The organism is Arthrobacter sp. EpRS71 (assembly GCF_001512285.1).
Classification (GTDB): domain Bacteria; phylum Actinomycetota; class Actinomycetes; order Actinomycetales; family Micrococcaceae; genus Arthrobacter.
The window spans coordinates 2458973-2484598 of record NZ_LNUV01000006.1 but is presented as its reverse complement, the minus strand read 5'-3'; the positions used below and the strand labels follow the sequence as shown (position 1 = coordinate 2484598).

Genomic DNA, 25626 nt, shown 5'->3' with positions numbered 1-25626 from the left:
CCGGCGCCCACCATATCTCCCAGATCACCCTTCTGCATGACAAGCGCCGCCTCCGTATTGCTGGTATATGTGGACAGGGCCTGAGGGCCCGCCGTGACATGATCTTGCGTACGGTAAGTAGTCTACTCACACATGCGTGAAACATGTGTGAGCTTGTTGTAGTGGAGTACTTAATGCGAAGAAGTTGGGACCGAGACAGCAACTCGGAGTGCCCACATCGAACGCCCAGCACCGCCGTTCATCATCTTCAGTTGCCAGAGATGATTTCCTTTGATGACCTCCTGGCCGCCGTGGAACGCGCGCACGGCAAGCCCATCAAGATCAGCCTGGTTCCTAGCGACACCTTGCCGGGGTTATCCGGCCTGTGGCTGGAGACAGATATGAAGTCCCACATTCTTGTTCCAGAGAGTCATCCAAAGCTGCTTCGCATGCACGTCATCTGCCACGAGTTCGGACACATTCTCTTGAGGCATCAAGGCTGTGAAGGGCTCGTATCGCCAATGCCCTCGGTCTTCAAACATCTCGGGGGGCAAAGGGGTATAAAGCGCATGCTGGCCCGTTCCCCGCGATGGAACGAACTTGAGAAGGCCGCGGAAGAAGTGGCGTACTTGCTTTCAAGCTTTGTCATGCAGGGGACCCCGACTCCCGCCAGCAATTTCGAGAAAGTCTTTGGATGAGCCTTCTACAACTGCTCCCCGCCCTTGTCTTGTGGGCTGTAGTGCTGACTCGGATCGTAGGGCTGCGTTTCGGATGGAAGCCTGGAATCCTCACGGCCATGATCTTGGTCGCGACTGGCACCACTCTCAACATCGACGCTGTCTACACCAGCGTGGATTACTGGCTGGGCAACAGGAACGTTTTGAACCTCGTCGTGCATGTCGTTCTGGGGCTCGGCATGACGGAACTAAGCCGTCTGGTTGTTGCAGCCACAGGGGCATCTCGCGCACGATGGCGCCTCTTGGTGCTGGCTGGGCTGGTATTGGCCGGCGCCCAGGCTGTCCTGCTCCTGGCCGCTCAAACGCCCGGCTCCGCTACAAACTTCACAGATGTTTTTGCTGCGGATCCGTCCATCGCCTGGTACCAGGGCCTGTTTTTCGCTTGGATCGGATTGATCACCGCTTACACAGGAATCGAGTGTCTGCGTCGTACTCGTGCCGGGGAATCAGAATCGTTCCGGATCGGCTTCGACATAATTGCGGCGTCGTGTTTCGTCGGAGTCATGGCCGTGGCCATCAAACTACTTCTAGTTGCCCAAGAAGCGACACAGTCGGTCGCTCATCAGCCGGAGGTGCTCTACGTCGGTTATAGATCTCTGATCGCCCTCACTCTCGTGGGCTTCTCTATCGGCTTTGCGCTTCCGGCCTATCAGCGTGCCCGGCAGCAGACAACCGCCCGTGTAAGACGGCGTGACGCCATTGAAAGGCTCCAACCAATTGTCACTAGGCTCCTAGAGACTGACGCGGGACAGCGAGCAAGGGAAGCCGCAGCACTGAGTCTGCACCCGCGTTCCACCAAGGAACAGTTGTACCGGTGGATCATCTTCGTTGACGACATAAGGGTTGAAAATCCCGACATTCTATCCGCTGATGAAAGCAAGTTTCTAGACGATATTGAGGCATCAATTGCAGAACCAGGTCCGATCAACGTACCGACCCCTGTGGGCAACTAGCTTCTCAAAAATTTTCACTCCTGCCCCGGTCCTGTTGGTGGTCGTCATACTGGCAGGCATAAAGGGCGGCATTGGCATCCTCGGGGTTCTGATTCTTGCAGTGGGAATCGTCGCGATCCCGGGGCTCGCGTACAAAAGGTTCGCTTCCCTGGCACAGATATTGGGCTGGCCGACGAATCTGCGGACGAAGATCGTAGCTCTACTGACCATTGCCGGAGCTGTTGCGTGCATCCTGCTCGACGCTCCCCAGCCCATTCCGGCCACAGTCATCGGCCTAGTAGCGGGCAACGCGTGCCTCGATCTCGCGCGACGACGGCTGAACGCATCAGCGCATGTCTCAGTTCTGACCTTCAGCGTCCTGTGGGCAACGGACGTTTTCGGTCCACCATTTGCGTGGCTCTTGGTACTATCACCGATGATGCTGTTCAGTCGAACCGCCCTTCGTGAGCATACGTGGGGCGAGGCTCTGGTCGGTGCGCTTATAGGACTCGTCACCTTCGGATGTTTTGCCGGAGCAAACAATTGGAGCTGGATCAGTTGAGCGATTTTGATCTCTCGCCGCATCGGGCGGCCGGCATCCAGCGTGCGGAAACGCTAGCTCGGAAGATCAATCTCCTCCTGGACGTTATCGTTTCCGATACAGGGAAACCTTTCGATTACCCCGCCATTCGCGACGGGGCCCAGAAGGCTGGATATTACCTCTCGCGTACTCGATGGTCTCTCCTGAAATCGGGAAAGGAACAGGTAGTCCCCGAGGAAGCACTCCGCGCCATAGCTGCGGTTTTCGACGTGGACCCGGAGTACCTTCTCCAGGAGGGCGGCAAGCTCCCTGAGCGAGTGGAAGCAGAGCTGGAGCTCATTCGCAGTATGAGGCGAGCCGAGGTTAGGAACTTCGCAGCCAGAGCGCTCGGCCCAGTCGATCCAGAAGCCTTGAAGGCCATCGCGAAAATCCTGGACGAAGGCGTTTAGGCGCCACGCCCCAACAGCAGTTGGTCTGTCCTCATTGCGCTGCTATCGTCTTAGCAGTACTCACACATGTGTGACACACGCGTGAAGATAGGGCAAGGGTGGATATGAACCTGCATCTACGAACCATGCGGTTCGGACCTAAACGTCATGCCAGACAAGAGTGCTGTCCGCCTGACATTGGGGGCAGGCGGGCGTCATGGCTCCTGGGCACGGACATACCCCGCCATCAAGTTCAAGAGATGGTCCGCGCGGGACTGGTCGAGAGTATAGGTCAGCGCCCGGGTAGATCGCTCTTCACGTGGGAGGTTCACAAGAACGACTCCCGTCGCTTCGAGCTTATTGAGGCTCTGGACCAGGAGTGGCTGCTTGATGCCCGTAGCTTGCTCCAGTTGATAACGCATTAGAGGCCCCGAGACGCGAAGGTGTCTCATGATCTGCATGCGCACTGGGGTCCCATATGCGATCGCAGCTGCATCAAGATCGTCGGACCAGGCTGGATCCGCTGGGCGCACGGTCTTAGGCATGGAACCCATTGTGCCGAACCTTTCTCCAAGTGGACAATTTCCTAACGTGATTTACTATTTTAAGTATTTAATCATATATTTTAAGTGTGTAACTTAGTGAGAGGTCATGTGCGAAGCCGGCCTGACTGATTCGCTGGGTGATATTCACCTGGCGGGCCATAGAGAGGAAAAGAATTGCAGAAGCTGTCGCTGCTCTACACGCGGGAGTCGCAGGATGATGAGCGCCGACAGCCGGCCAGCCGACGTCCAGTTGTCCGTCGCCTGGACGTGAAGCATCCTGATGCTTCTTTGAAGTACGACCTCAGGAAGCAATCGATCAGGTCCGATTCCACTACAGAGTCGGCTCTTGTGGCCGGCGGTCACTCATGAGCGAGGGGAAACCGCTTGCATCGGTATCGTTCCTAGCTGTTCCCGTCCTGCTTCTAAGTCTCTTGATGGCTTCACTACTGCTGCTAACCCCCACTAAGCCGGCTGCAGCTGACTGCGGCCCGGTGTCCGTTGTCGCGGACGGCAACACGAAAGTCGATGGGTATTCCGCGGAGCAGTTGAAGAACGCCGCCGCTGTCGTGGGGGCCGGTAAAGCGCTGAATCTTTCTGTGAAGGGCCAGACCATCAGCATCATGGTGGCCCTAGGGGAGTCAGGTCTGCGTGTGCTGGATTACGGCGACGGTCCCGGCCCGGACTCCCGTGGGTTGTTCCAGCAGCGGGACAACGGCGCGTGGGGCTCCTACACGGACCGCATGGACCCGACCATCAGTGCCACGAACTTCATCAAGGCGCTGCAGGCTGTCCCGGGCTGGGAGCTGCTGGAACCGACCATTGCCGGGAACAAGGTCCAGCGCAACGCGGACCCTTACCACTACCAGAAGTACTGGCCCGAGGCCGTGAAAATCGTCCAGGCGCTCTCGGACGGCAAGTTCTCCGTCGAAGGCAGCGACTGCGGGATCCCGGGCAAGTCCGGGGCAGGGGATGACTACCCCTGGAAGGACTCTCCCACCTGGATGCAGGTCGGGACAGGCTCAGCCGCATCACCTTTGGGCATGTTCTACCGCGAGTGCGTGGACTTCGCTCTGTGGCGGGTCAACCAGCAGATGGGTTCAACCAGCGCACCGTTCAAGTTCCTCAACGGCAACTTCCGCCCGGACGGTCAGGGCCTCGGCTCGGCCCTGACATGGAAGGCCGGCTGGGACGCCAAGGGCTGGCCCTCCGGCAAGACGCCCCGCGTCGGAGCAGTGGTCTGGTACTCACCGGGCACCGGGGGAGCGGACCCACAATACGGTCACGTGGCCGTGGTCAAGGAAGTCAAAGACGACGGGACCTACGTCGAAGAGGGCTACAACGGCAACCCGCCCCCGGATGACCACAACTACTACACCCGGACCGTCAAAAGCAGTGTCCCGTCCGCGTTCCTGTACCTGCCCAACCAAGAGGAGAACAAGTGAAAAAGCCCCTGGCCCTCATTGCAGCGGTAGCTCTGCTGTGCGCCGGATGCGCACCCGCGTCGAACACCACACCGGCACCGACGGAGACAACGGCCACGCCCTCAGCTCCGGTCTCATTGAGCGTCGACAGCGGCCCACAAGCACCGGGCGGGACCGTCCCTCCCACCATTGGGATCTCCTGGGATCAAGCCAGCAAGGATCAGGCCGTGGACGTCGCGCAGAAGGCCATGGCCGACTTCGCCCGTCCCAAGGCCGAGGAACAACAGTGGGCCAATGATCTTGCCCGCTGGCTCACCCCGCAGGCCACCGCCGACTACTCCGCCGTGGACCCGGCGAACATCCCAGCCAGCCGCGTCACCGGCCCGGCCAAGCTGACCGTCGATGAAGCCAACGGCTACGGCGTCATCGCCACCGTCCCGACCAACGCCGGGACCTACACGTTGCAGCTGCTCCGCACGGGGAAGGACGCCCCGTGGAAGGTCAACCGACTGACACCACCAACGTCCTAAGCGCCGCACCTCTCCACCTCTTACACGTAAGGAAGAAAGTTCATGGGTACTACACCAACCGAGGTCCTGGCCTTCCCACGCATCAAGGCCATCGTCCGCGACAACGGAACCGCTGAGGTCGTCGTTGCCGGTAACTCCCGCGTCGTCCCCGACGGGGATTCCCTGCAGGACCTCCGCAACAACGCCCTGGCACTCGTCGTGGGCGAAGCACAGACGCTGAAACGGCCAGTGAGGGTCCAGATCGAAGATCCCGAAGGGCACGGCGAGCTGATCGTGCACCCGGACAACAAGATCGAATCCGTCTCCTACGAACCCCGCCCGGCCCGTCGCCGCGCACAGGCTCCGGCGACCACGCCCGAGACCGTAGCCCCCGCCGTCATTGAGACAGTCCCGATGGCCGCTCCTGAACCCGTAGCCGTTCCCGCGCAGCCTGCCCCGGTCGAAGAGACTGCCGCAGCAGTGGAACGCCAGCCATGGCCGCCCGCCCCCATGGATCCCGACACGGCGGCGGACGCTACCTCCACGCCTGCGGCTGAGGACACCAGCACGAACGGACAGCGGATCACCGAGGCAGAAGTGCCGCAGGCAGCTGCAGCCGCCTCGCAGGCTCCACTGACTCGTCGGAGCTTGAAGGAAACCTCCTTCCTGGTCAGCGCACCAGTGCTGGAACCGGCAACCAAGGGTTGGCGGGGAAGCCTTACCCGCCTTGGATTCCGCATGGATCCTTCCCCCGAGGAACTTGCAGAGCGCGAGGATATCCGTACCGTGTCCCAGCACTGGCCCGGCCCCCGGACCATTGCCGTGGTCAACCGCAAGGGCGGGGCCAACAAGACGCCCACAGTCGTCATGCTCTCGGCCATTCTTGCCCGCTACAGCGGAGCAGCCACAGTCGCCTGGGACAACAACGAATCCCAGGGCACCCTGGGCTGGCGCACGGAAAAGGGAGCACATAACCGCAGCGTCCTGGACCTGATCGATTCCTCCACGGAACTGCTCTCCCCGTCCACGAACGCGGCAGAGATCGCCAAGTTTGTTCACCACCAAACGGCAGACAAGTTCGACGTGCTGCGCTCGGACGAGAACGAAGAGGGCGACCATGAAGTCACCGCTGAGGAAGTTGACATCGCCCACCAGGTCCTGACCCGCTACTACCGGCTGGTAGTCATGGACTCCGGTAACACCGCCCGGGCTGCGAACTGGCGTCGGATGATCGACCACACCAACCAGCTCGTCGTTCCCGTCACTGCCATAGAGGACCGTGCTGAAGCTGCACGGTTGACGTTGCAGACGCTGGAATCGCGTGGTGGCCACGACGCTGATCTGGCACGCAACGCCGTGGTGATCGTCTCTGAATCCACCGATGCCAAACGCAGCATGACCGGGGACGCCCTGAAACGTGCGAAAGCCGAAGCCCAGCGGATTGCCGATGGCTTTGAGCCGTTCGTCCGGGCCGTCGTACGGATCCCTTATGACCCCGCCATGGTCAACGGACCCATCCGCTACGAAGCTCTCCAGCCCGCAACCCAGCGGGCATGGCTGGCCGCAGCGGCCGCCGTCGCCAAAGGCTTCTAACCCATCCACACGGAACTGAAGAAAGGAGGAACCATGCAACTGTCACTGAACCCCTGGATCACCAGCCCGGACGAGGGCATCGAGGAAGAAACACCTGACGTGCACGTCCCGCCGGCTGCCGTGATCAGCACACCGCTCAAGGGCATGGTCGAACCCGACACCGCAGATCGTCTGGCAAGCCGCACCATGTCCGGTACCGCAGCGCTGTGGGTTGTCGGCAGCCACGGCGGGGCCGGTGAAAGCCGAACCGCTGACCTGCTCAACGGGGCACGCCCCACCGGGCACTGCTGGCCTGTCCTGCAGAACGGGAGCAAGCCCCGCGTGCTGCTGGTCTGCCGTGCCGACATGCGCGGCCTCACCACAGCTCAAAGCGCCCTGACCCAATGGGCATCAGGCGCCGCCCCCGCTGTGGAGCTGCTCGGCCTCGCCGTCCTCGCGGACGCACCGGGCAAATCACCCAAAGCGCTCCGCGACTTCACAGCCATCGTCGGCGGGGGAGCGCCCCGCCTCTGGACCCTTCCCTGGGTCGAGGCATGGCGGCACGGAGACTCCACCACCACACCAACAGCCCGCGAATACCAACGCTTCATCACCGACGTAACCGCCCTGGTTACCGAAACCAGCCCAAGCACCAACCACTGAAAGGTCACTCATCATGAACTCGATCACCGCAATCACCACCAGCACCATCCCCAACCCCACGCCGGTCGTCCCTGCCGAAGCCGGCGGCCTGCTCACCGTCCTGAACTGGGCCTCCGGTATCGGCCTGGTCCTAGGCGTTCTCGGCGTCATCATCGTCGGCATCACCATGGTCATCCAGCTCCAGCGCGGCGAAGGCGGCCAGTCCCTGGCCAAGCTCGGCTGGGTCCTGCTCGGCTGCATCATCATCACCGGTGCCGCAGGCATCGTCCGCGCCTTCGTCTAAGCCAGCACCAACAACGGGAGGTTCACCCTTGAGCCAGTCAACAGAGAGCACCACCGAAAGCAATCCGTTCACCAAACCCGGTTTCATCATTGCTGCCGCGCTGGTGGTCGCGCTGATCGCAGCAGCCGTCGTTATCTTCCTGACCCCCAAAGGACAAGGAAACGCCCAACCAGCCCCAACAGAATCCAGCAACTCCGCCACAACGAAACCCAGCGCATCCACAGCAGCCGGGAAGAGCGTTTGCGGGCTTCCTGCCGGAACTGAGAAGTCCTTGGGTTCTGCCCCTACTTCCAAGTGGGAGTTGGTGGGACGCATGGCGACACCCACAGATCCGAAAACCTTCGGACCAGGCATAACAGATGAGAGTGGATTCCGGTCCTGCTTTGCGCAGTCCCCTACGGGGGCTCTTTATGCTGCGATGAACGTGGCTGCCCTCGGGTCGACGGGATCCTCCGAGATTGTTGCGAAGCTTGCCGACAAGTTACTGGTGCCGGGGACCGGACGGGACAATGCCATGCGTGAGGCCACCGTCAAGGCCGCTTCTCCTAGCGCCACTTCCATCCAGGTGCGTGGCTTCTTGATCAAGGCCTACTCACCTTCTGAGTCGACCGTTGACCTCGCATTCGAAACCAACTCCGGGGCCTTGGCGCACCTGACTCTGTCGATGCGGTGGATGGACGGAGATTGGAAAGTAATGCCGGCCGACGACGGCAAGACTTACAACGGCCCCACACAGATCCGCGACCTGAGTGGCTTTATCCTCTGGTCTGGGGTCTGATATGGCTGAATGCAGTTTTGGAGACATAGGATGCGGCATTGGCAATGCCGTCTCCGATCTGACTGACGACGCGATCGGGAATCTTGCGAAGTCCATCATGGAGGGCATGAGTCAGATGGTGACGACTCTGTCTACTTTCTGGGTTTCCATGCCGACCGTGAACCTGACTAGCGGCGACGGCTCAGCAGCTAGTCCTATTGTTTCTGCGGTAAATAGTGAGTTGATGCCGTGGACGTTGGCCTTGGCCGTCCTGGCTGTCATCCTCGGCGGTATTCGGTTGATCTGGGAGCAGCGCGGGGCACCCCTAAAAGACCTGCTCCGGTCGCTGCTGACGCTCACCTTGGTATCGGGCTTGGGCTTAGGCGTGATTTCGATCCTGGTAATCGCAGCCGATGCCTTTTCGGCCGAGATCATCAAACGCTCCACCGACGGCAAGGGCTTTGCCGAGTCGATGCAGCTGTTGACCATGGCGAACCAGACCGGTGTTGGGGTATTCATCCTCATCGTTCTGGGTCTTATCGGCCTGCTTGCATCCCTAGTCCAGATAGTCCTCATGGTCGTTCGCAGCGGCATGTTGGTGATTCTGGCGGGCATCCTGCCCACTACAGCCGCGTTCACGAACACCGAGATGGGACGGCAGTGGTTCCAGAAAGCAGTGGGCTGGACCATCGCCTTTATTCTCTACAAACCAGCCGCCGCAATCGTCTACTCAGTGGCGTTCCTGCTGATGGGAAACAGTGGAGGGAAGGACGCGTTGATCGGCTCCATCACCGGTTTCACCTTGATGGTGGTGGCGCTGTTCGCCTTGCCTGCTCTGATGCGTTTTGTAACGCCGATGGTCGGCGCCGTTGCCTCCGGCAGCGGTGCCGCAGCGGGGGCAGCTGTTGGGGCCATTGCCACGGGTGCGGTTTCGCTTGGCCGTGGCGGTAGCGGCAGGGGCAACGCTTCACCGACCCCACCATCGTCAACGAGCACGTCGAACACCCAGAACACGCAAACCAGCAGTCCGCCAAAGGGCAGCGATGGAACGTCCGGCCCGCGAGGCGGAGGCGGACGGCCTATCCCGGGTGCTACGGGTCCGGGTGGAGCTGCTGGCACGGCTGCTGCTGCCAAGACAGGGATGGCAGGCACCGGCTCTGCCGGAGCGACAGCTGGTGCCGGTGCAGGGACAGCAGCATCCAGTGGGGGAGCAGCAGCTGGTCCCGTGGGTGTGGCTGTAGCTACAGGAGCAAAGGTGGCGTCCAAGACGTCGCAGGCAATTGAAAAGACCGCGCAGGATTCAACCGGGGAGGGCCCCAGTGGCAGCAATTAGCACCAAATACAAAGAACCGTCCTACGGCAACTGGCGTGTGCCGCGCTCAGCAGGGCTGGCCAACCTCGGCGCGATCGGCACCGCGATCGTCTTTGCCGGGCTGTTGCTGGGCATTGTGAGCTTCGCTATTTGGGGCCTGTTCGTCGGCCTGGGGGTTCTTGCCTTTGCCGGTGTCAGCGCTTTGCTGCTGACAGTCAAGGACAAGCATGGCCAGTCCGTTGTTGATCGCTTTGGCACCCGGATGGCGTTCAAGGTCTCCAAGTCCTCCGGGACGAACCTTTACCGGTCCGGGCCCCTCGGGGTGACCGAATGGGGCATGTACCAGCTCCCCGGGTTGGCCGCGAAGTCGACTTTGTACGAATTCACCGATTCCTACAAGCGTCCCTTCGCCCTGCTGCACGTGCCCACCACAAGCCACTTCACCGTGATCTTCTCGACCGAACCCGACGGGGCATCGCTGGTGGACCCGGAGCAGGTCGATGCGTGGGTCGCTAACTGGGGCGGCTGGCTCGCCGGCCTTGCCGATGAGGCCGGGCTGGACGCCGCAGCCGTGACGGTCGAGACCGCCCCCGATTCGGGGTACCGGCTGCGGAACGAAGTGTTGATGAACATCGACCCGGAGGCACCCGAGTTCGCCCGGGAAATGCTCAACGAGGTCGTGGACACATACCCGGAAGGATCGGCCACGGTCCGCGCGTGGGTGTCGTTGACGTTCAACTCCGCGATCCGGGCCGGTGCCAAGAAGCGGACACCGGAAGATGTTGCCCGCGACCTGGCATCCCGGATCCCCGGCCTGTCGGCACGGTTGCAGTCCACCGGCGCCGGGATCGCCCGGCCCATGTCCGCGCAGGAGCTATGCGAGGTTGTGCGGATCGCCTACGATCCGCCGGCTGCGCTGATCATTGATGAAGCCCACGCGGCCGGCTCCCCGGTGTCGTTGAGCTGGGGCGAGGTTGGCCCCACAGCGACACAGGCAAGCTGGGATGACTACCGGCACGATTCCGCGTTCTCCGCGTCCTGGACCATGACCGGCGCCCCGCGTGGATCTGTGAACTCCTCGGTCCTATCCCGGTTGCTCGCCCCGCATGGGGACATTGACCGCAAACGCGTCTCGCTGCTGTACCGTCCAATGGATTCGGCCCGGGCCGCTGCGGTGGTCGAGCGGGACCAGAACAACGCCAATGTCCGCATCACCTCCGGAACCCGCCCTTCCGCACGTGCCTTGGTGGATGCCCGGTCAGCGGCGCAGACCGCCCAGGAAGAAGCCCAAGGTGCCGGGCTGGTGAACTTCGGCATGGTCGTCACAGCCACCGTGACCGACGCCGAACGCCTCGCAGACGCTGCAGCGGCCGTGGAGCAGACCTCCGGCACCGCCCGGGTATTGCTGCGCCGCGCCTACGGTTCGCAGGACACCGCGTTCGCCGCGTCCCTGCCCCTGGGTCTGGTGCTGCCCAAGCACAGCATGGTCCCGTCCGAGATTAAGGATGCTCTCTAATGGCCTTCCCCAAACTCTTCGCCCGTTCCTCGAAGCACAGCACCAGCCCGGTAAAGGCTGCGCCGAAGAAGGCTGAGAAGCAGCCGCGTGAGGCCGGGCCTGGTGCCCGTGGCTGGCCCGGTCGCGGCGGTGGCATGGCCCAGCTCGTCCCGTCCGTGAAGGAGTACCGGGGAACGACGGTTCAGGTCTGTGGCCTGTGGCCGTTCTCCTCCGGTGCGTCCTCGCCCATGATCGGCGTCCCGCTGGGACGTCACGAGGAAACCCAGGCCACGGTCTGCTGTGACCCGATCAGCTGGTTCCAGCGCGCACGCCTGATTTCCAACCCCTCGGCCTTCATCCTGGGAAAGCCCGGGCTGGGAAAGTCCACGGTCGTACGGCGGATGTTCATCGGACTCTCCGCACAAGGAGTTCACCCCCTGATCCTGGGTGACCTCAAGGGCGAGCACGTCAAAGCAGTCGGGGCCCTCGGCGGGCAGGTCATCCGGCTCGGCCGTGGCGTCGGCTACTTGAACATCCTTGACCCGGGTCAGGCTGTTGAAGCCGCCCAGCTCCTTGAAGACAACGGCCACCACGAAGACGCAGCGCGCGTCCGGGCCGACGCGCACGGACGCCGCCTGACCATGGTGGTCTCACTGATCACGATCAGCCGGAACAACCCGCCCACCGACCAGGAACAAACCATTCTGGACCGCGCCTTGCGGGTCCTCGATGACCGTTTCGACGGTGTGCCGGTGTTGAAGGACCTGCTGGACGTCATCGTCTCCGCACCTGACGAGCTGCGGCAGGTCGCCCTGGACCGTGGCGACATGAACATCTACCTGCAGGAAACCCGGGCGTTGGAGGCAACCCTGCTCGGTTTGACCGGTGGCGGGAAGCTGGGCGAGATATTCTCCCGCCAAACCAGCCAGCCCATGGTCCGTGACCGGGCCGTGGTCTTCGACGTCTCCAGCATTGACGAGACCGAAACGGACCTGCAGGCCGCCATTCTGCTCGCGTGCTGGTCCTACGGCTTCGGTACGGTCAACGTCGCCAATGCCCTCGCTGACGCCGGTTTGGAACCGCGTAGGAACTACTTCGTGGTCCTGGACGAGCTGTGGCGGGCGCTGCGCGCAGGTAAGGGCATGGTGGACCGTGTGGACGCCCTGACCCGGCTGAACCGCTCCGTGGGTGTCGGACAGATCATGATCTCCCACACCATGTCCGACCTGCTGGCCCTGCCGGCAGAAGAGGACCGGATGAAAGCCCGCGGATTCGTCGAACGCTCCGGCATGGTCATCTGCGGCGGCCTTCCGGCCTCCGAGATGCCGCTGCTGACCTCCGCTATTCCGTTGTCCCGGCAAGAGCAGCAGAAACTCATCGGCTGGCAGGACCCGCCCGCGTGGGACTCTCGCGGCGTCGACGTCGAACCTCCAGGCCGGGGAAAGTTCCTCATCAAGGTCGGTGGCCGTCCAGGGATCCCCGTCCAGGTCGGACTCACCTCCTTGGAAAAGGGCCCGGAAGGCGTCAACGACACCGACGGCAAATGGCATGCAGCACCGGAACCCCTGCTGGAGACGGCAGCCCCGGTCCTGCCCAGTGAAGGAGGCACCCTGTGAGCGCACCAAACCGCAAGGGAATGGGCATGGGCGAAGCCCTGCTGGTCTGGTTGGCCGTCGGCTTCATCGTCGTCTTCGGCGGCGGAACCTACGCCGCCCTGCACCTCGGCTCGTGGATGGCGGGCACCGCCGCCCCACCAGCCCACCCCATCGATCTGATCGCCGGACTGGCCAAGGGCCGTGTACCGTGGCCGACCGAGGCCACGGTCGTCGCCTGCCTCATGGCCGCCGTGATTCTGGCCCTGACCATCGTTGTCCTCGTGGCCTGGAGAAAGGGTGCCTCAAAGCGCGCCCGCGTCGACAAAGCCGCCCGCTACCTCGGACGCGGTAAAGCGTTGGCCGCATTCTCCGAGAAAGGAGCGAAAGCGACCGCCGATCGCCTGGGCGTCACTGACACCCCCGGCATCGTCGTGGGCAAGGTCGTCTCCACCGGCCAGAAGTTCATCCAATCCTGGGAAGACCTGTCCCTCGACATCTGGGGACCCCGTACCGGTAAATCAACCTCACGGGTCATGCCCGCCATTCTGGACGCCCCCGGCGCCGTGGTTTCCACATCGAACAAGCGCGACGTCGTGGACGGCACCCGTGGCGTCCGCGAGGCCACGGCCCCGGTGTGGGTGTTCGATCCGCAGAAGATCGCCCAGGAAGAACCGGACTGGTGGTGGAACCCGCTCTCCTACGTCACCGACGAAGAGAAAGCCTACAAACTCACCCAACACTTCTCCGTCGGCTCCCGCGTCCCCGGCTCCAAACCCGACGCCTACTTCGATCCCAAGGCAGAGGACGTTCTGTCCTCGTACTTCCTCGCGGCCGCGCTCGGGGAGCTGCCCATCACACAGGTCTACATTTGGGTTACCGAACAGGTCAGCCAAGAGCCTATTGAGATTCTCCGGGAGCATGACTACGAGCTGCAGTACAAGGGCCTTGAATCCACGCTGAAGCTGGCCGATAAGCAACGCGACGGCATCTTCGGCACGGCCGAAAAGATGATCCAATGCCTCAAGAGCCGCAATACGCTGCGCTGGGTCGCTCCAACCGGTGGGGCAACGGTGGCCACGGATGCCCGCCGGCAGTTCAATCCTGCAGCTTTCGCCGCGTCCCAGGAAACGATCTACATTCTCTCCAAGGAAGGTGCCGGCTCCGCCGCACCGCTCACCACCGCCCTGACCGTGGCCATCGCAGAAGCAATGGAAGAACGCGCCGAGCGCAGCGGCGGCCGCCTCCCCAAACCCGCCCTGTTCGCTCTCGATGAGCTGGCCAACGTCGTCCGCTGGGCAGGACTCCCGGACCAGTTCAGCCACTACGGCTCCAAGGGCCTGATCGTCATGGGCATCCTGCAGTCCTGGTCCCAAGGCGTGGAACTGTGGGGAGAAGCGAACATGCGGAAAATCTGGTCAGCGGCGAACGTCAAGGTCTACGGCGGCGGCGTAGCCGAAGAAGGCTTCCTCCGGGCACTCTCTGACCTGATCGGTGACTACAGCTACATCAACGTCTCCACCTCCTCCGGCAAATCCGGCTCCAGCCGCTCACGCCAAGAGAGCAAGGAACGCATCTTCGACGTCTCCAACCTCGCCGAACTGGACCGTGGCCGCGCCGTCGTCCTCGCCTCCGGCGCACCCGCCACACTCGTCCGCACCATGCCCTGGTACACCGGACCCCACAAGGAAACGGTCGAAGCCTCCATCAAAAAGTACAGCCCACGCCCCGAAGAACCGGCTGTCCCCGTGCCAGCTGCGCCGGTGCCCAATCCCTGGGTCACGAAGTAGGAGCCTGCGATGACAGCCGAAGTTGGACTATTCGCCGCAGCTCCAGTGGCCAGCGATTCAGGAGTCTCTGGGCAGACAACTACGGAAGAAGCGAAAGCACCGGAGCTGGTATACGGCTCGGCCGAAGAGTTCCTGCACGAACAACTGCTCCCCACTTACGTGCGGGACGTTGACGGCCGGGCCGCGAAGTGGTGCATCGAGTGGTACTTCCACCCCGAAGCCGTCTCCCGCATAGAAGCTCTGTGGCGGGCCTGGGAACACCTCAGGCTCGACGGGGCCACCGGAATGAGCGTCTGGTGGCGAGACCATGCAGACCATCACATGCGCGTCCTCCTGGACCCGCGGGGACCGTTTCACAAATGCGACATGCAAAAGCACCGCGACCCCGAACATCTGGAACCAAAGAAGGCTCCAGATGGCTGGTTCCCTGATGTGAGAGGAGTGCGGTCGTAGGCTCCCGGCAGCGAACGTGCGCAGTAGGAGCGCGAATCGATCACGCACTGGTTCATTGCCCAAAACAGCTCCCAATTGCGCCACAGGCTGTGGCGCAATTGTCCGGACGCCATCTGGACAATTGAATCCCTGGCTAAGTGGCGGCCATTAGGGTTGAGCATATGACTGACTCGCGATCCTTGGCCCTGCCGTCAGGGTATTCCGATTTCTTGGCTTCACTCAAGGAACGGGTCCGGACCGCCCGTTCGAGCGCCCTACGAACTGTCAACACGCAGCTGATCGAGTTGTATTGGTCGATTGGCAAGGCTGTCCTGGCCCGTCAGGAAGTCGAGGAATGGGGGAGCGGGGTTATGGGGCGCCTGGCCGAAGACCTTCGGGCCGAGTTTCCCGAAATGAAGGGACTGTCCCGATCCAATCTTTTTTACATGCGGGGATTCGCCGCGGCCTGGCCGGACCCAATTGTCCAACAGGCTGTTGGACAATTGCCGTGGGGCCACATCACCGTGCTGTTGGACAAGTTGAACCACCGGCGTGAGCGGGACTGGTACGCGGATGCGGCCGTTGAACATGGATGGTCTCGCAACGTCCTGCTGAACATGATCATGAACCGGACCCTGGAGAGGACCGGCGCGGCGCCGTCGAACTTTGTCCAACGGCTTGTTGGACAGGATTCCGAGCTGGCACAGCAAGTCGCCAAGGACCCCTACAACTTCGAATTTCTAGGCCTGTCGGGAGAAGTTGCCGAACGGGAACTTGAACTGGCGCTGACCAGCAGGATCACCGAAACCCTGCGGGAGCTGGGCCCCGGGTTTTCGTTCGTTGGCCGGCAGGTGCACTTCGATGTCGACGGCGACGACTACTACGTCGACATGCTGTTCTTTCACATGGACCAGAACCGGTATGTGGTCATCGAGCTCAAAACAGGAAAGTTCCAGCCTGAGTATGCCGGCAAGCTGAACTTCTATGTCGCTCTTGTCGATGACACGCTCCGCCGTGAGCACCACAACGAAACCATCGGCATCCTTATCTGTGGCACCAAGAACGACCGCAGCGTCCGGTACAGCCTCGGCCGCTCAACATCACCCATGGCCGTCGCCGCCTATACCTACGACAAACTGCCCGCAGACGAAAAAGTCGCCCTGCCAAACGAAGGGCACGTTGTCGCCGCACTCGAATGGGCAGAAGCAAGCACAGAATCCGAAGACTGAACGACGCCGCGTGCGCTAGTCATCGACTAGAACTCACTGGCAGGAAACTTGGGTTCTTGTTAGTCCTGGAAGTCCTCCCGAATTCCTCGCTAACCGCAGCTCGCCACAGTTGAAAGGCTTCCGAACGGCTGAACGCCGATAAGCACCCATATGTCACTTTGAAAGTCGTCGGCGCAACTCTCAGGTTGAGCTTTAGGACTTCCAAGCACTCTGTCAGAAAGAGCCACCGGAATTTTATTCCAACGCTATCTGCGCTTCACCCTGACGTCAGTTAGGGGTGTAGCTACCAAAGTCAAGGATCAATTCGACCGGTGATGAAGCAGGCCTGAGGCGAAGGTCACCAGAGGCGATGGAAGGCAGGTGGGCGTTTTTGGGCTTCATTGCCGTGGCGCCTCAAAGCACCATCGTATACATCTGGTCGTGGCAGGCGGGCGAGTGGTCCCTGACTTGTTGATTGACCTTCCTTGGTCAGCCTGTCCACGAACTTCTACGGATCCGGCGGCTACGGTCTGTCTCACGCCAATACTAGTTGGGGAAGCGTTGGCACAGTTCGAGTGACTTTGACGAACCTGTTCAATTCGTGGGGAAAACGTAGGAATTTGGTCCCTTGCTTGATAAGGCTTGCTCCGAATGTACAGACGATACTCAGCACACTGACTCAGCTAGGAAAAAGCCTTCGAGAAACTCCCCTTCAGCGGCGTCGTATTGAGTCCGTCAATGAGACTTTCTTGGCTCCGGGGTCAAGCAGTTCAGCCAGATGTAGACTCTGACGTTCAGGTTCAAGTTGTTTGACCTGCATGGCGCAGCTGAATCCGTCAGCGAGAACGGGGGTTTCTTTCGAGGTACGAGAGAGAGCCGGCACCAGGGCTTGCTCTGCTACTTTCATGGAGACGTCGTAGTGGTTGGCTTCGAATCCAAAGTTTCCTGCGACGCCGCAGCAGCCTGTAGCTTCAGTGACGTCCGCGATGCCGACGGCAGCCAGGGCTCTGCGTTGGACGGTTGCACCGAAGGTTGAGTACTCGTGACAGTGGGTCTGCACGGTAACTGCCTCGGGGACCACAGGTGGCTGCCAGCCTCCGTCGACCCATTCCTTGACAGCTTCAGCGAAGCTGCGGATGCGATGCGAGACGCGTTCGGCAGCTTCCGTGCCCAATAACTCCGGTGCATCCTTTTTCAGGGCAGCAGCGCAGCTGGGCTCTATCACGACAATCGGTGTGTCGCGGCCGTCATCCAACTTTTCAATGGCTTTGCTCATGAGCTTTTTTGCCGTAGCGAGTTGGCCTGTGGAAATCCAGGTGAGGCCACAACAGGCTTCGGCTTCGCATCCGACTTGTTTTCCGGTGCTTTCAATAACACGTGCTGCGGCGCCGGCGACATCGGGACGGAAGCCTTTGGTGAAGGAATCAACGAACAGCACCACATCTGCCGGCCCTGCTTGGTTAATATGCGGGGCAAGTGCGTCTTTTAGCATTTTTCGGGAAGCGAAGCTGGGCATCTTCCGTTTGGTGGTCAGGCCGCCGGCTGCGGCGACAACCTTTCCCAGAGGGGAGGCCAGGACCACATTTACCAGAGGACTAATCAGGGTGGTAAGCCTGAGCCATCGCGGGAGCCAGCCAAGGGAGAAGTGCGACATGGGGCGGATCCTACCTTCGTAGTAGTGCGAGAAGAACTCGGACTTGTACGTGGCCATGTCGACTCCGGCTGGGCAGTCGTTGGAGCATGCCTTACAGGCAAGGCAGAGGTCGAGTGCTTCTCGAACGTCTTCGGATTTCCATCCCTCGTCGATACTGCGGGCACCTCGGACCATGTCTTGGAGTACCCTGGATCGGCCGCGCGTTGAATCCTTCTCATCACCGGTTGCGCGGAAGCTTGGGCACATAACCCCGCCGGCGTCGGAGCGGCAGCGTCCGACGCCGATGCAGGCCTGGACGGCATGCACCCACGGGTCGGCGCCGGCGGCTGAGGCTTCGATTGGTCGGAGCTCGAAGTGGGTCCGCCATTCGCGGGACGGTACGCCTTCAAGGGCCAGGTTACTGTCGAAGGCGTCGGCCTCGGTTATGGAGCCGGGGTTCAAGATTCCGGTTCTGTCCCACATTCGTCGGTATGTCTCGAATGCTGACATCATGGTTGGGGAGTACATGACGGGGAGCAGAGCGGAGCGGGCCCGGCCGTCTCCGTGTTCGCCGGAGAGCGAACCGCCGTGGCGTACGACGAGTTCGGCTGCGGCCCGTGTGAATTTTCGGAATACGCTGCGGCCTTCTTCGCTGCGCAGGTCATAGGTGATGCGGATATGCATGCAGCCGGCGCCGAAGTGTCCGTACATGATGCCGGTCAGTCCATATTCGTTCAAGAGGGCGCGGAAGTCGGCGAGGTAGGTGGCGAGGTTTTCGGGCGCGACTGCTGAATCTTCCCAGCCTGCTTGGGATTCTCCGCCACTGGCGGGTCGGGAAGACAGTCCAGCGCCGTCTTCCCGGACACGCCACAAAGTGGCGCGCTGTGCCGCATCCGGAACGGCCCGCCCATCTGTCAGCCGGCCGTTTGCGGCAAGTCGCTTCAGGAGGCGATCAGCCTCCCGGGCGACAGCTTCGGGGTTGTCACCGTCCAGGTCTACGTAAAGGAAGGCTTTTCCTTCAGGAAGACCCTGCACTGAATCTGCGCCGCGCCGCAGTCGCATTGTGTCCACAATGGCTTCGTCGATGCCCTCCACTGCGGCGGGGGAGAATTCCAGGATGGTTTCGATGTCTTTCGCGGCGTCAACAACGTCGGCGTACCCAAGGCAAACCAGTAATGCGCTTGGGGCCTTTGGTACCAGCTTCATCCGTGCGCTGACAACAACCCCGCAGGTGCCCTCGGTTCCCACCAGGGCACGTGCAACGTTGAGGCCATTTTCTGGGAGAAGATTGGCCAGATGGTAGCCGGAGACCTGTCGTGGGATGCGGCCAAGCTCCATCCGGAACGCCGCAAGGTTGCTTTGGCCGAGCTCTTTGAGATCCTCTAAGAGTTCGAACGCGCGGGCCACCGAATGAGCGTCAGAGGGATCTGTTGCCCGTAGTCCGTTGGCAGTGGCGGTGAGCCGTGCACCGTCGGTGGTGATGACGTCGATCTCCACCACGTGATCCGACGTTCGCCCGTAACGGACCGAGTGGTTGCCGCAGGCGTCATTGCCGATCGCCCCACCAATGGTGGCGCGATTCTTGGACGAAGGATCCGGCGCGAACGTCAAGGTCCCGCCTGTAGCCTTCTCACTCTCCTTTGTCAGCGTCGCCAGAACCACGCCGGCCTCTACGTTGGCTGTTCCGCCGACAGCGTCGATCTCCAGAATCCGATTCATATGGCGGGAGAAGTCCAGTACGACCCCCGGACCGATCGCATTGCCGGCCATGGAGGTTCCTCCGCCGCGGCTGATCAGGGGTGTGCCTGTTTCTCGGCAGGCGTCCACCACTGCCACGACGTCGTCAACATGGCGCGGGAAGACAACGGCCAGGGGCGGTACACGGTAGTTGGACGCATCGTATGAGTATGCGGCCAGACGGTGACCGGATGTTTCAAGCAGCACACCCGCTTCGTCGAGACGTGACAGGATCGATGCGGGTTCGGCAGTGGCGTGGACTTTTTGATTCATTGAGTCTGGACTCCGGCATAGAGCGGTCTGACGTGAAGGCTACGTCGTGTTCATTGATGGATAGGAGCAGGCGGCTTTGACTCCTGTACTGCATGGTCTAGCAGAAAGGGTTCTGGAGGGGACCGTTCGCCAGAGGGGCAGGCGAACGGTCCCACGGCCGTGCAGGTGTTTTTCAGGCGTTTACCTGCATCGCTCGTTTTAGGGCGATGCAGGCAGCCTTCATTACTTAGGCCGGGAGTTGGGACGTGAACCAGACTTTCCGAAGGGTTTCGCGAACGGTCCAGCTGGCTTCCCAGCCGGAAGGAGTTACGAAGAGTGTTCCAGGGCGCAATTCGAAACTTGTGCCATCAGGCTCCGTGATGGTGCCCTCACCGCTGAGGATGTAGCAGACCTCGTCGAAACCCGGGCGAGTGCTTTTGAAAGTGCCAGGGGTGACTTCCCAGATTCCGGTCGCCTCTCCGTCCCGGCCCCATAGTCGCACTGAGGCTTCTGTTTGTCCGGCCGTTACTGAAGTCTCTTTGATTTTAGGTTCGCCGATGTCATGGGAGCGGGCGTCTGTCATTACCGTTGCTTTGATCATGTCTGGTCTTTCTGGTGTGGTCATCGGTGTCTGTGTGGTGGCGCGCAGGGCGCCGCCCATCCGGTTTTGCTGAGCCGGGTGGGGGCGGCGTTGGTGCGGCTAGTTCTTGTAAGGGTCGGAGATGCCGATGTATTGGACGGTGGTGTATTCGGCGATGCCTTCCGCGCCGCCTTCCCGTCCCAGCCCTGACTGCTTGACACCGCCGAATGGTGCAGCTGCGTTGGAAATGACTCCCGCGTTGAATCCGACCAGACCGAACTCGATCTGCTCTGCTACGCGCAGGAGCCGGGAGTGGTCACGGGTGTAGATGTACGAGGCGAGCCCGTACTCGGTGGCATTTGCCAAGGCGATAGCTTCCGCTTCTGAGCTGAACGTAGTGATCGGTGCCACGGGCCCGAAGATTTCCTGACCTAAAATCCTGGCATCGTGGGGCACGCCCGTCAGGACAGTTGGCTCATAGAAGTAGCCCGCGCCCTCACCGAACCGTCCGCCCAAGGCAATCGTGGCCCCATCTTCCACAGCCCCGAGAACCAAAGCGTGCACGTCGTCACGGGCTCGCCCGTCAATTAACGGTCCGACCGTTGAACCAGGCTCCGTGCCTCGGCCCAGCTTCAGCTCCTGCATGGCCGTGGTGAAAGCTGCCGTGAACTCCTCCACTACATCCTCGTGAACCAGGAAGCGGTTGGCTGCCGTGCATGCTTCGCCCATGTTGCGCATCTTCGCAGCCAAGGCACCTTCCACTGCCTTCGCGAGGTCCGCATCCTCAAAGACGATGAAGGGCGCGTTTCCGCCGAGTTCCATCGAACTACGTAATACGTTCTCGGACGCCTCAGCCATCAGTTGTTTACCCACAGGGGTGGACCCGGTGAAGGAGACCTTGCGCAGGCGGGGGTCGCGCAGGAGCGGACCGGAAACCTCGCCGGCACGGGAGGATGAAACCACATTCAGGACGCCGCTGGGTAGACCTGCCTCAATCATGACGTCAGCGAACAACTGTGCCGTAAGGGGTGTCAACTTCGCCGGTTTGAGCACCATCGTGCAGCCGGCTGCCACCGCCGGACCGACCTTGCGGGTTGCCATGGCCAACGGGAAGTTCCATGGGGTGATCAGCAGGCACGGCCCGACCGGCTTCTGCTGAACAAGGATCTTGTTGTTCCCCTCAGGGGTGGTCACGTAGCGGCCGTAATCACGTACCGCTTCCTCCGCGAACCAGCGAAGGAACTCTGCGCCGTAAACGACCTCTGCACGTGCCTGGTCGAGGGGCTTACCCATCTCCAAGGTCATCAGCAGCGCGAAGTCATCGGCACGTTCAGTAACAATTTCATAGGCTCGGCGCAGGATCTCGGAACGTTGGCGAGAGGGGGTTCGCGCCCAGTCAGCCTGGACCTTGTCAGCAGCGTCCAGGGCTGCTTCAGCGTCGGCGCGGCCGGCGTCCGCCACATGGGCCAGCACTTCGCCGGTGGCGGGGTCCGCCACAGGGAAGGTCTTCCCCGAGGAAGCCTCCTGCCATTGCCCCGCGATCAGCAGACCCTTGGGGACGGAGGCCAGCAGTTCCTGTTCACGTTCTGTGAGATTAGTCATCCGATCGCTTTCTTTGTTGCCTCAGGGCGGGCAGCTGGGTGTGGTGAGCGGTCTGTCGTAGTCGCCCGAACCGTCTGCTCTGACTATGGCTCGGAACGCGCACTAGACTTTTCGGCCATCGGCCCAGTTCAAAGGGCGTTCGGGAAGAGTCTTCCAGCGCCCCATCCGCCCACTCGTGGATAGTGATCTTGATCCCCGACGAGTTTCCTCAACTCCACGCATGCGCAGGAATGAGCCGAACTTCGCCGATCATCTTGATTTGTTGTAGACAGACTACTGTCGACAACGAGGCAATTGCAAGAACTTTCTCTTGAACTTGCGGAAAGGTTGTACATTGTCGACCGCGCTAGATTACAATTGTGTGTATGACTACTCACGGCCTGACCAGGCCACCGCGGATGCGGCTCGCGGATGCCGCCCACCAGTCGCTTCGACTTGCCATTATCGAAGGCAAGCTGGGTCTGGGGGAGCGGCTGACTGAAGCCCATATCGCCGAGGAACTGGGAATGAGCCGGGCCCCGGTAAGAGAGGCCATCCAACGGCTGGCGGCAGAGGGATTGGTCCTCGTCGAGCCCCACCTGGGTGCGCAGGTTCTGGATTTGTCCCTAGAGGACATCGTTGACCTTCATAATCTGCGCCTTGGCCTTGAAACAACAGCGTTGCGGTTGTTTCTGGCCCGGGGGAGCTCAACCAAGCCCCTGCGCACCCATTTGAACGAAATGAAGGCAGCGGCTACGAAGAAGGACGCCAGCAGACTGATCAACGCTGAACTTGATTGGCACCGTAGCATCAACGTCGGCTCCGGAAACCACCTGATTGGCCGCATGTTTGGTGAGCTCGAAGGCCGCATTCTTCTTGCCACGTCCCTCGAAGACCGTGTTTTGCGAGTGATGTCCTCCGCCGGTTCAGGGCACTCCCACCTCAACTATGTGGTGGAAGAGCATGAGCAGATCATTGCGGCCATTGAGGAGGGCAGGAAGGCCGAAGCTTTGCGTCTCTTCGAGAAGCACTTCCTTTCAACTGTGGCCCTGCTCCTGCAGCGATTGGGCGGAGACTCATCCCTGCTGTTGGAACCACTCTCGGAGACCGCTCCCGCCCCTACCAACTGATTCAGCGATCCGAGGATCATAACCAAGGACGCCTGACCGCGTTCGCGTGGACCTTACATTTGGCGGCTCCTCAGCCATGGTTACCCAGGACATTCTCCGGCCACCGGATTTGCACCTTGACATCCTTCCAGCGACGGCAGCAACCGACGTGATGGATGCGGTGGCGGAAAGCCACGCCCCCGAACAATCGCGACGCATCGTTGGCGCGATACAGCCCTACTGTCTCGCTTGAGGATGTTTCCTACTTAGGAGCCGTTCTCTGCTTCCGGGCAGATCCCTGCGTCTTGCCATACGCATACGCCGACGAGGCCCCATCCCGTTCCTGCTGGACCGCGCAGATGGAGCCTCGCCGGCGGCGCTGTCTGTCGATCAGAATGCTACGACCTGGCGTAGCCCGTGCCCGGCCTTCATCTGATCGAAGGCATGAGATACATCGCCGAGGGAGATTCGCTCACCCAACAGCTTGTCGAGCGGAAGCCGACCGGACAGGTACAGATCCGCTAAGGTAGCAAAGGTGATCGACGGGTTCGAACTCCCATAACTGCATCCAATGACAGTTTTGCCATTGAGCGTCAGGTCAAGAACATCAAGAGCAACCTTGGCGCCCCGAGACGGCATTCCAACCAATACTGTAGTCCCGGCAGTTTCCGTCATGGCCAGACACTGAGTTGCAGTGTCCGTACGGCCAGCTGCCTCAAAGACAAACTCCGCGCCGCCGCCCAAGAGGTCATGACACTGTTCCACAACATTTCCTTGCTGAGCGTTGAGGACATGCGTCGCGCCGACACTTTTGGCTGCATCCAGTTTTTCGTCGGACATATCAACAGCAATGATGGGATTGGCACCAGCAAGCGACAGTCCCATCACCACGGACAAGCCCACGCCACCGCAACCAACCACGACCGCTGAACTGCCGGCACGAACTTTTGCGGTGTTCAGAGCCGCCCCGATGCCCGTCGTGGCCGCGCAGCCAATGAGGGCAGCAATTTCAAATGGAAGACCATCGGGGACGGTGATGGCGCCGGATTCCGGCACCACTGCGTACTCCGCGAAACTGCCGACATTCAGGAACGGATAAACGCTGGATCCCTGCTGGGACAGCCGCGTCTTACCGTCGGCCATCACGCAATCGTTGGCTGTGGTGTTTTGGCAGGCCCACTGCCGCCCGCTGACGCAGAACTTGCAGCGCAGACATGGCGCGAACCAGGACAGGGCAACACGCTCGCCGATCCTGGATTCGGAAACACCGGGCCCAACGGCCTCGATGATTCCGGATCCCTCGTGGCCGAGGATCATGGGCGAGGGCATGGTCCAGTCACCGGCGGCAACATGGAGGTCCGAGTGGCATACCCCGCTGGCGTGCACCTTTACCCTGACCTCGCCGGGTCCCGGGGCGGCGACGTCGATGGTGGTAAGCTCCAGCTCCGAATTGTCTGTAAAAATTAGCGCTTGGGCCGAAATTGCCGTCATTTCGCTGTCTTCCAACGGGGCAGGTCCTCGGTTGCTGTCGAGATTGAGTTATAGAGATCCGGACGTCGGTCGCGGTAGATCGGGCGCGACAGCCTAGTCTCGATGACGGCACGACGATTGATGACCGCAGAGATAACCTCGTCCTCAGTGTTGGAAGCCACTGCCAGAAGTCCTCCCTCAGGATCAGCGATAAGGCTGGTTCCGCAGAATTCGAGCCCATCCTCACGCCCAACTTTGTTGGCGGCAAGGAAGAACAGCTGATTGTCGCAGGCTCGTGCAGACATCACGGTTTTGAACGGGAACTGTTCGGGGGTCGCAAACGGCGCAACTATCAGGTCCGCTCCGTTCAGAGCGGTGGCTCGCGCTGACTCGGGGAACTCATTGTCATAGCAGATGTTGATTCCCATGGCGAAGTCACCGACCTGAGTGACATTGAAATAGCTGCCGTTGCGGAAGAATACTTTCTCCAGCGTCACGGTTGCTGCAGGGTGCGTCTTACGGTATTTGCTGACGATGGTGCCGTCGGGACCAATCACCATGGCGGTATCGTAACTGATCCCGGGACCGTCTTCCTCCAGGAGAGTCGCAACAATAGTAACCCCGTGCTTGCGTGCAGCTTCCCTGACAGCACTGATCGACGGGCCCTCGTCGTTCTCTGCCAGACGAACCAGGGACGGGTCATGACGCGCGAAAACATACTCGGTATTGAAAAATTCTGGCAGCACGATCAACTGTGCCCCGTGCTCAGTCGCGGCGACGTCAATCAAAGCGATGGCCTTCGCGATGTTCGCGTCCCGGTCCGGGCCGCTGTTCATCTGTACGGCGGCCACAGTTAGGTCCCCAGGCTCTGGGGTTCTTGGCGTTGCAACCTCGTAGTTGGTCAAAGTTGTCATTTTAGGATCGAGTCCCTTCAAAATTTTTGGGATTTAGGGATGGAAAACGCCGTCGGAGCGGAGACGGCACTGATTCGACGGCGAAAGCGCAGGCCGTTCCGGATTCTCTTCAAGTTCATACTTCGAAAGCGTTGTCGACTGTCTACTACGCTAG

At 61.1% G+C, this 25626-nt stretch carries 22 protein-coding genes; 17 read left to right on the top strand and 5 right to left on the bottom strand.

The annotated features are described in order from the left end of the window. Positions 1 to 260 precede the first annotated feature (260 nt). The 16 genes from AR689_RS21965 to AR689_RS21880 all read left to right on the top strand — a co-directional run bounded on the left by AR689_RS21965 (position 261) and on the right by AR689_RS21880 (position 16217). A complete protein-coding gene (locus AR689_RS21965) occupies positions 261 to 677 on the top strand; it encodes a hypothetical protein (RefSeq protein ID WP_062073614.1) in 417 nt (138 codons plus the stop codon). Further along, a complete protein-coding gene (locus AR689_RS21960) occupies positions 674 to 1669 on the top strand; it encodes a hypothetical protein (protein ID WP_062073612.1) in 996 nt (331 codons plus the stop codon). The genes AR689_RS21965 and AR689_RS21960 overlap by 4 nt, the downstream gene beginning before the upstream one ends. Before the next feature lie 37 nt (positions 1670 to 1706). Continuing rightward, positions 1707 to 2210, top strand: coding sequence for a hypothetical protein (locus AR689_RS21955; protein ID WP_156424663.1), 504 nt, complete (start codon positions 1707 to 1709; stop codon positions 2208 to 2210). Further along, positions 2207 to 2638 (top strand): hypothetical protein, encoded by a 432-nt coding sequence (locus tag AR689_RS23605; RefSeq protein ID WP_231745629.1) that lies wholly within the window; start codon positions 2207 to 2209, stop codon positions 2636 to 2638. Before AR689_RS21955 ends, AR689_RS23605 begins: the two co-directional genes overlap by 4 nt. Before the next feature lie 958 nt (positions 2639 to 3596). Further along, the gene (locus AR689_RS21935; protein WP_231745628.1) at positions 3597 to 4604 is read left to right on the top strand and encodes a CHAP domain-containing protein; all 1008 of its coding nucleotides are present in this window, start codon (positions 3597 to 3599) and stop codon (positions 4602 to 4604) included. Further along, on the top strand, positions 4601 to 5113 hold the full coding sequence (locus AR689_RS21930; RefSeq protein WP_062073599.1) for a hypothetical protein: 513 nt from the start codon (positions 4601 to 4603) through the stop codon (positions 5111 to 5113). The genes AR689_RS21935 and AR689_RS21930 overlap by 4 nt, the downstream gene beginning before the upstream one ends. Positions 5114 to 5155: 42 nt before the next feature. Further along, positions 5156 to 6685, top strand: coding sequence for a chromosome partitioning protein ParA (locus AR689_RS21925; protein WP_062073597.1), 1530 nt, complete (start codon positions 5156 to 5158; stop codon positions 6683 to 6685). Between the two features lie 33 nt (positions 6686 to 6718). Beyond that, entirely contained in the window at positions 6719 to 7327 is a 609-nt protein-coding gene (locus AR689_RS21920; protein WP_062073595.1) for a DUF6668 family protein, read from the top strand. A 13-nt stretch (positions 7328 to 7340) separates the two neighbouring features. Beyond that, positions 7341 to 7610 (top strand): hypothetical protein, encoded by a 270-nt coding sequence (locus AR689_RS21915; protein ID WP_011777317.1) that lies wholly within the window; start codon positions 7341 to 7343, stop codon positions 7608 to 7610. 28 nt (positions 7611 to 7638) lie between these two features. Next, positions 7639 to 8388: a DUF8175 domain-containg protein gene (locus tag AR689_RS21910; protein WP_062073593.1), complete on the top strand. Its 750-nt coding sequence runs from the start codon at positions 7639 to 7641 to the stop codon at positions 8386 to 8388. A gap of 1 nt (position 8389) precedes the next feature. Further along, on the top strand, positions 8390 to 9700 hold the full coding sequence (locus AR689_RS21905; protein WP_062073591.1) for a TrbL/VirB6 family protein: 1311 nt from the start codon (positions 8390 to 8392) through the stop codon (positions 9698 to 9700). Then, positions 9687 to 11195, top strand: coding sequence for an SCO6880 family protein (locus AR689_RS21900; protein WP_062073589.1), 1509 nt, complete (start codon positions 9687 to 9689; stop codon positions 11193 to 11195). The genes AR689_RS21905 and AR689_RS21900 overlap by 14 nt, the downstream gene beginning before the upstream one ends. Next, a complete protein-coding gene (locus tag AR689_RS21895) occupies positions 11195 to 12790 on the top strand; it encodes a putative type IV secretion/conjugal transfer ATPase (protein WP_062073587.1) in 1596 nt (531 codons plus the stop codon). Before AR689_RS21900 ends, AR689_RS21895 begins: the two co-directional genes overlap by 1 nt. After that, positions 12787 to 14556, top strand: a complete 1770-nt coding sequence (locus AR689_RS21890) for a type IV secretory system conjugative DNA transfer family protein (protein WP_062073585.1) — start codon at positions 12787 to 12789, stop codon at positions 14554 to 14556. Before AR689_RS21895 ends, AR689_RS21890 begins: the two co-directional genes overlap by 4 nt. 9 nt (positions 14557 to 14565) lie before the next feature. Beyond that, complete coding sequence (locus AR689_RS21885) at positions 14566 to 15009, top strand: DUF4913 domain-containing protein (protein WP_062073583.1); 444 nt, start codon at positions 14566 to 14568, stop codon at positions 15007 to 15009. A 161-nt stretch (positions 15010 to 15170) separates the two neighbouring features. Next, on the top strand, positions 15171 to 16217 hold the full coding sequence (locus AR689_RS21880; RefSeq protein ID WP_062073581.1) for a PDDEXK nuclease domain-containing protein: 1047 nt from the start codon (positions 15171 to 15173) through the stop codon (positions 16215 to 16217). Positions 16218 to 16908: 691 nt separating this feature from the next. Here the strand turns inward: AR689_RS21880 and AR689_RS21875 are convergent. The 3 genes from AR689_RS21875 to AR689_RS21865 all read right to left on the bottom strand — a co-directional run bounded on the left by AR689_RS21875 (position 16909) and on the right by AR689_RS21865 (position 22000). Beyond that, positions 16909 to 19839: an FAD-binding and (Fe-S)-binding domain-containing protein gene (locus tag AR689_RS21875; RefSeq protein WP_062073579.1), complete on the bottom strand. Its 2931-nt coding sequence runs from the start codon at positions 19837 to 19839 to the stop codon at positions 16909 to 16911. A gap of 226 nt (positions 19840 to 20065) precedes the next feature. After that, complete coding sequence (locus tag AR689_RS21870) at positions 20066 to 20401, bottom strand: cupin domain-containing protein (protein ID WP_231745626.1); 336 nt, start codon at positions 20399 to 20401, stop codon at positions 20066 to 20068. Between the two features lie 117 nt (positions 20402 to 20518). Continuing rightward, the gene (locus AR689_RS21865; protein ID WP_062073575.1) at positions 20519 to 22000 is read right to left on the bottom strand and encodes an NAD-dependent succinate-semialdehyde dehydrogenase; all 1482 of its coding nucleotides are present in this window, start codon (positions 21998 to 22000) and stop codon (positions 20519 to 20521) included. Between the two features lie 365 nt (positions 22001 to 22365). Here AR689_RS21865 and AR689_RS21860 point away from each other — a divergent pair, with 365 nt between their 5' ends. Then, positions 22366 to 23109 carry a GntR family transcriptional regulator gene (locus tag AR689_RS21860; RefSeq protein WP_082698130.1) on the top strand — a complete coding sequence of 248 codons (744 nt, stop codon included), beginning with the start codon at positions 22366 to 22368 and terminating at the stop codon, positions 23107 to 23109. Between the two features lie 369 nt (positions 23110 to 23478). Here AR689_RS21860 and AR689_RS21855 read toward each other — a convergent pair whose 3' ends face one another. Together AR689_RS21855 and AR689_RS21850 are read right to left on the bottom strand one after the other, a co-directional pair. Continuing rightward, complete coding sequence (locus AR689_RS21855) at positions 23479 to 24579, bottom strand: alcohol dehydrogenase catalytic domain-containing protein (RefSeq protein ID WP_062073572.1); 1101 nt, start codon at positions 24577 to 24579, stop codon at positions 23479 to 23481. Continuing rightward, positions 24576 to 25409 (bottom strand): carbon-nitrogen hydrolase family protein, encoded by an 834-nt coding sequence (locus tag AR689_RS21850; protein WP_062073570.1) that lies wholly within the window; start codon positions 25407 to 25409, stop codon positions 24576 to 24578. The genes AR689_RS21855 and AR689_RS21850 overlap by 4 nt, the downstream gene beginning before the upstream one ends. Positions 25410 to 25626: the final 217 nt, after the last annotated feature.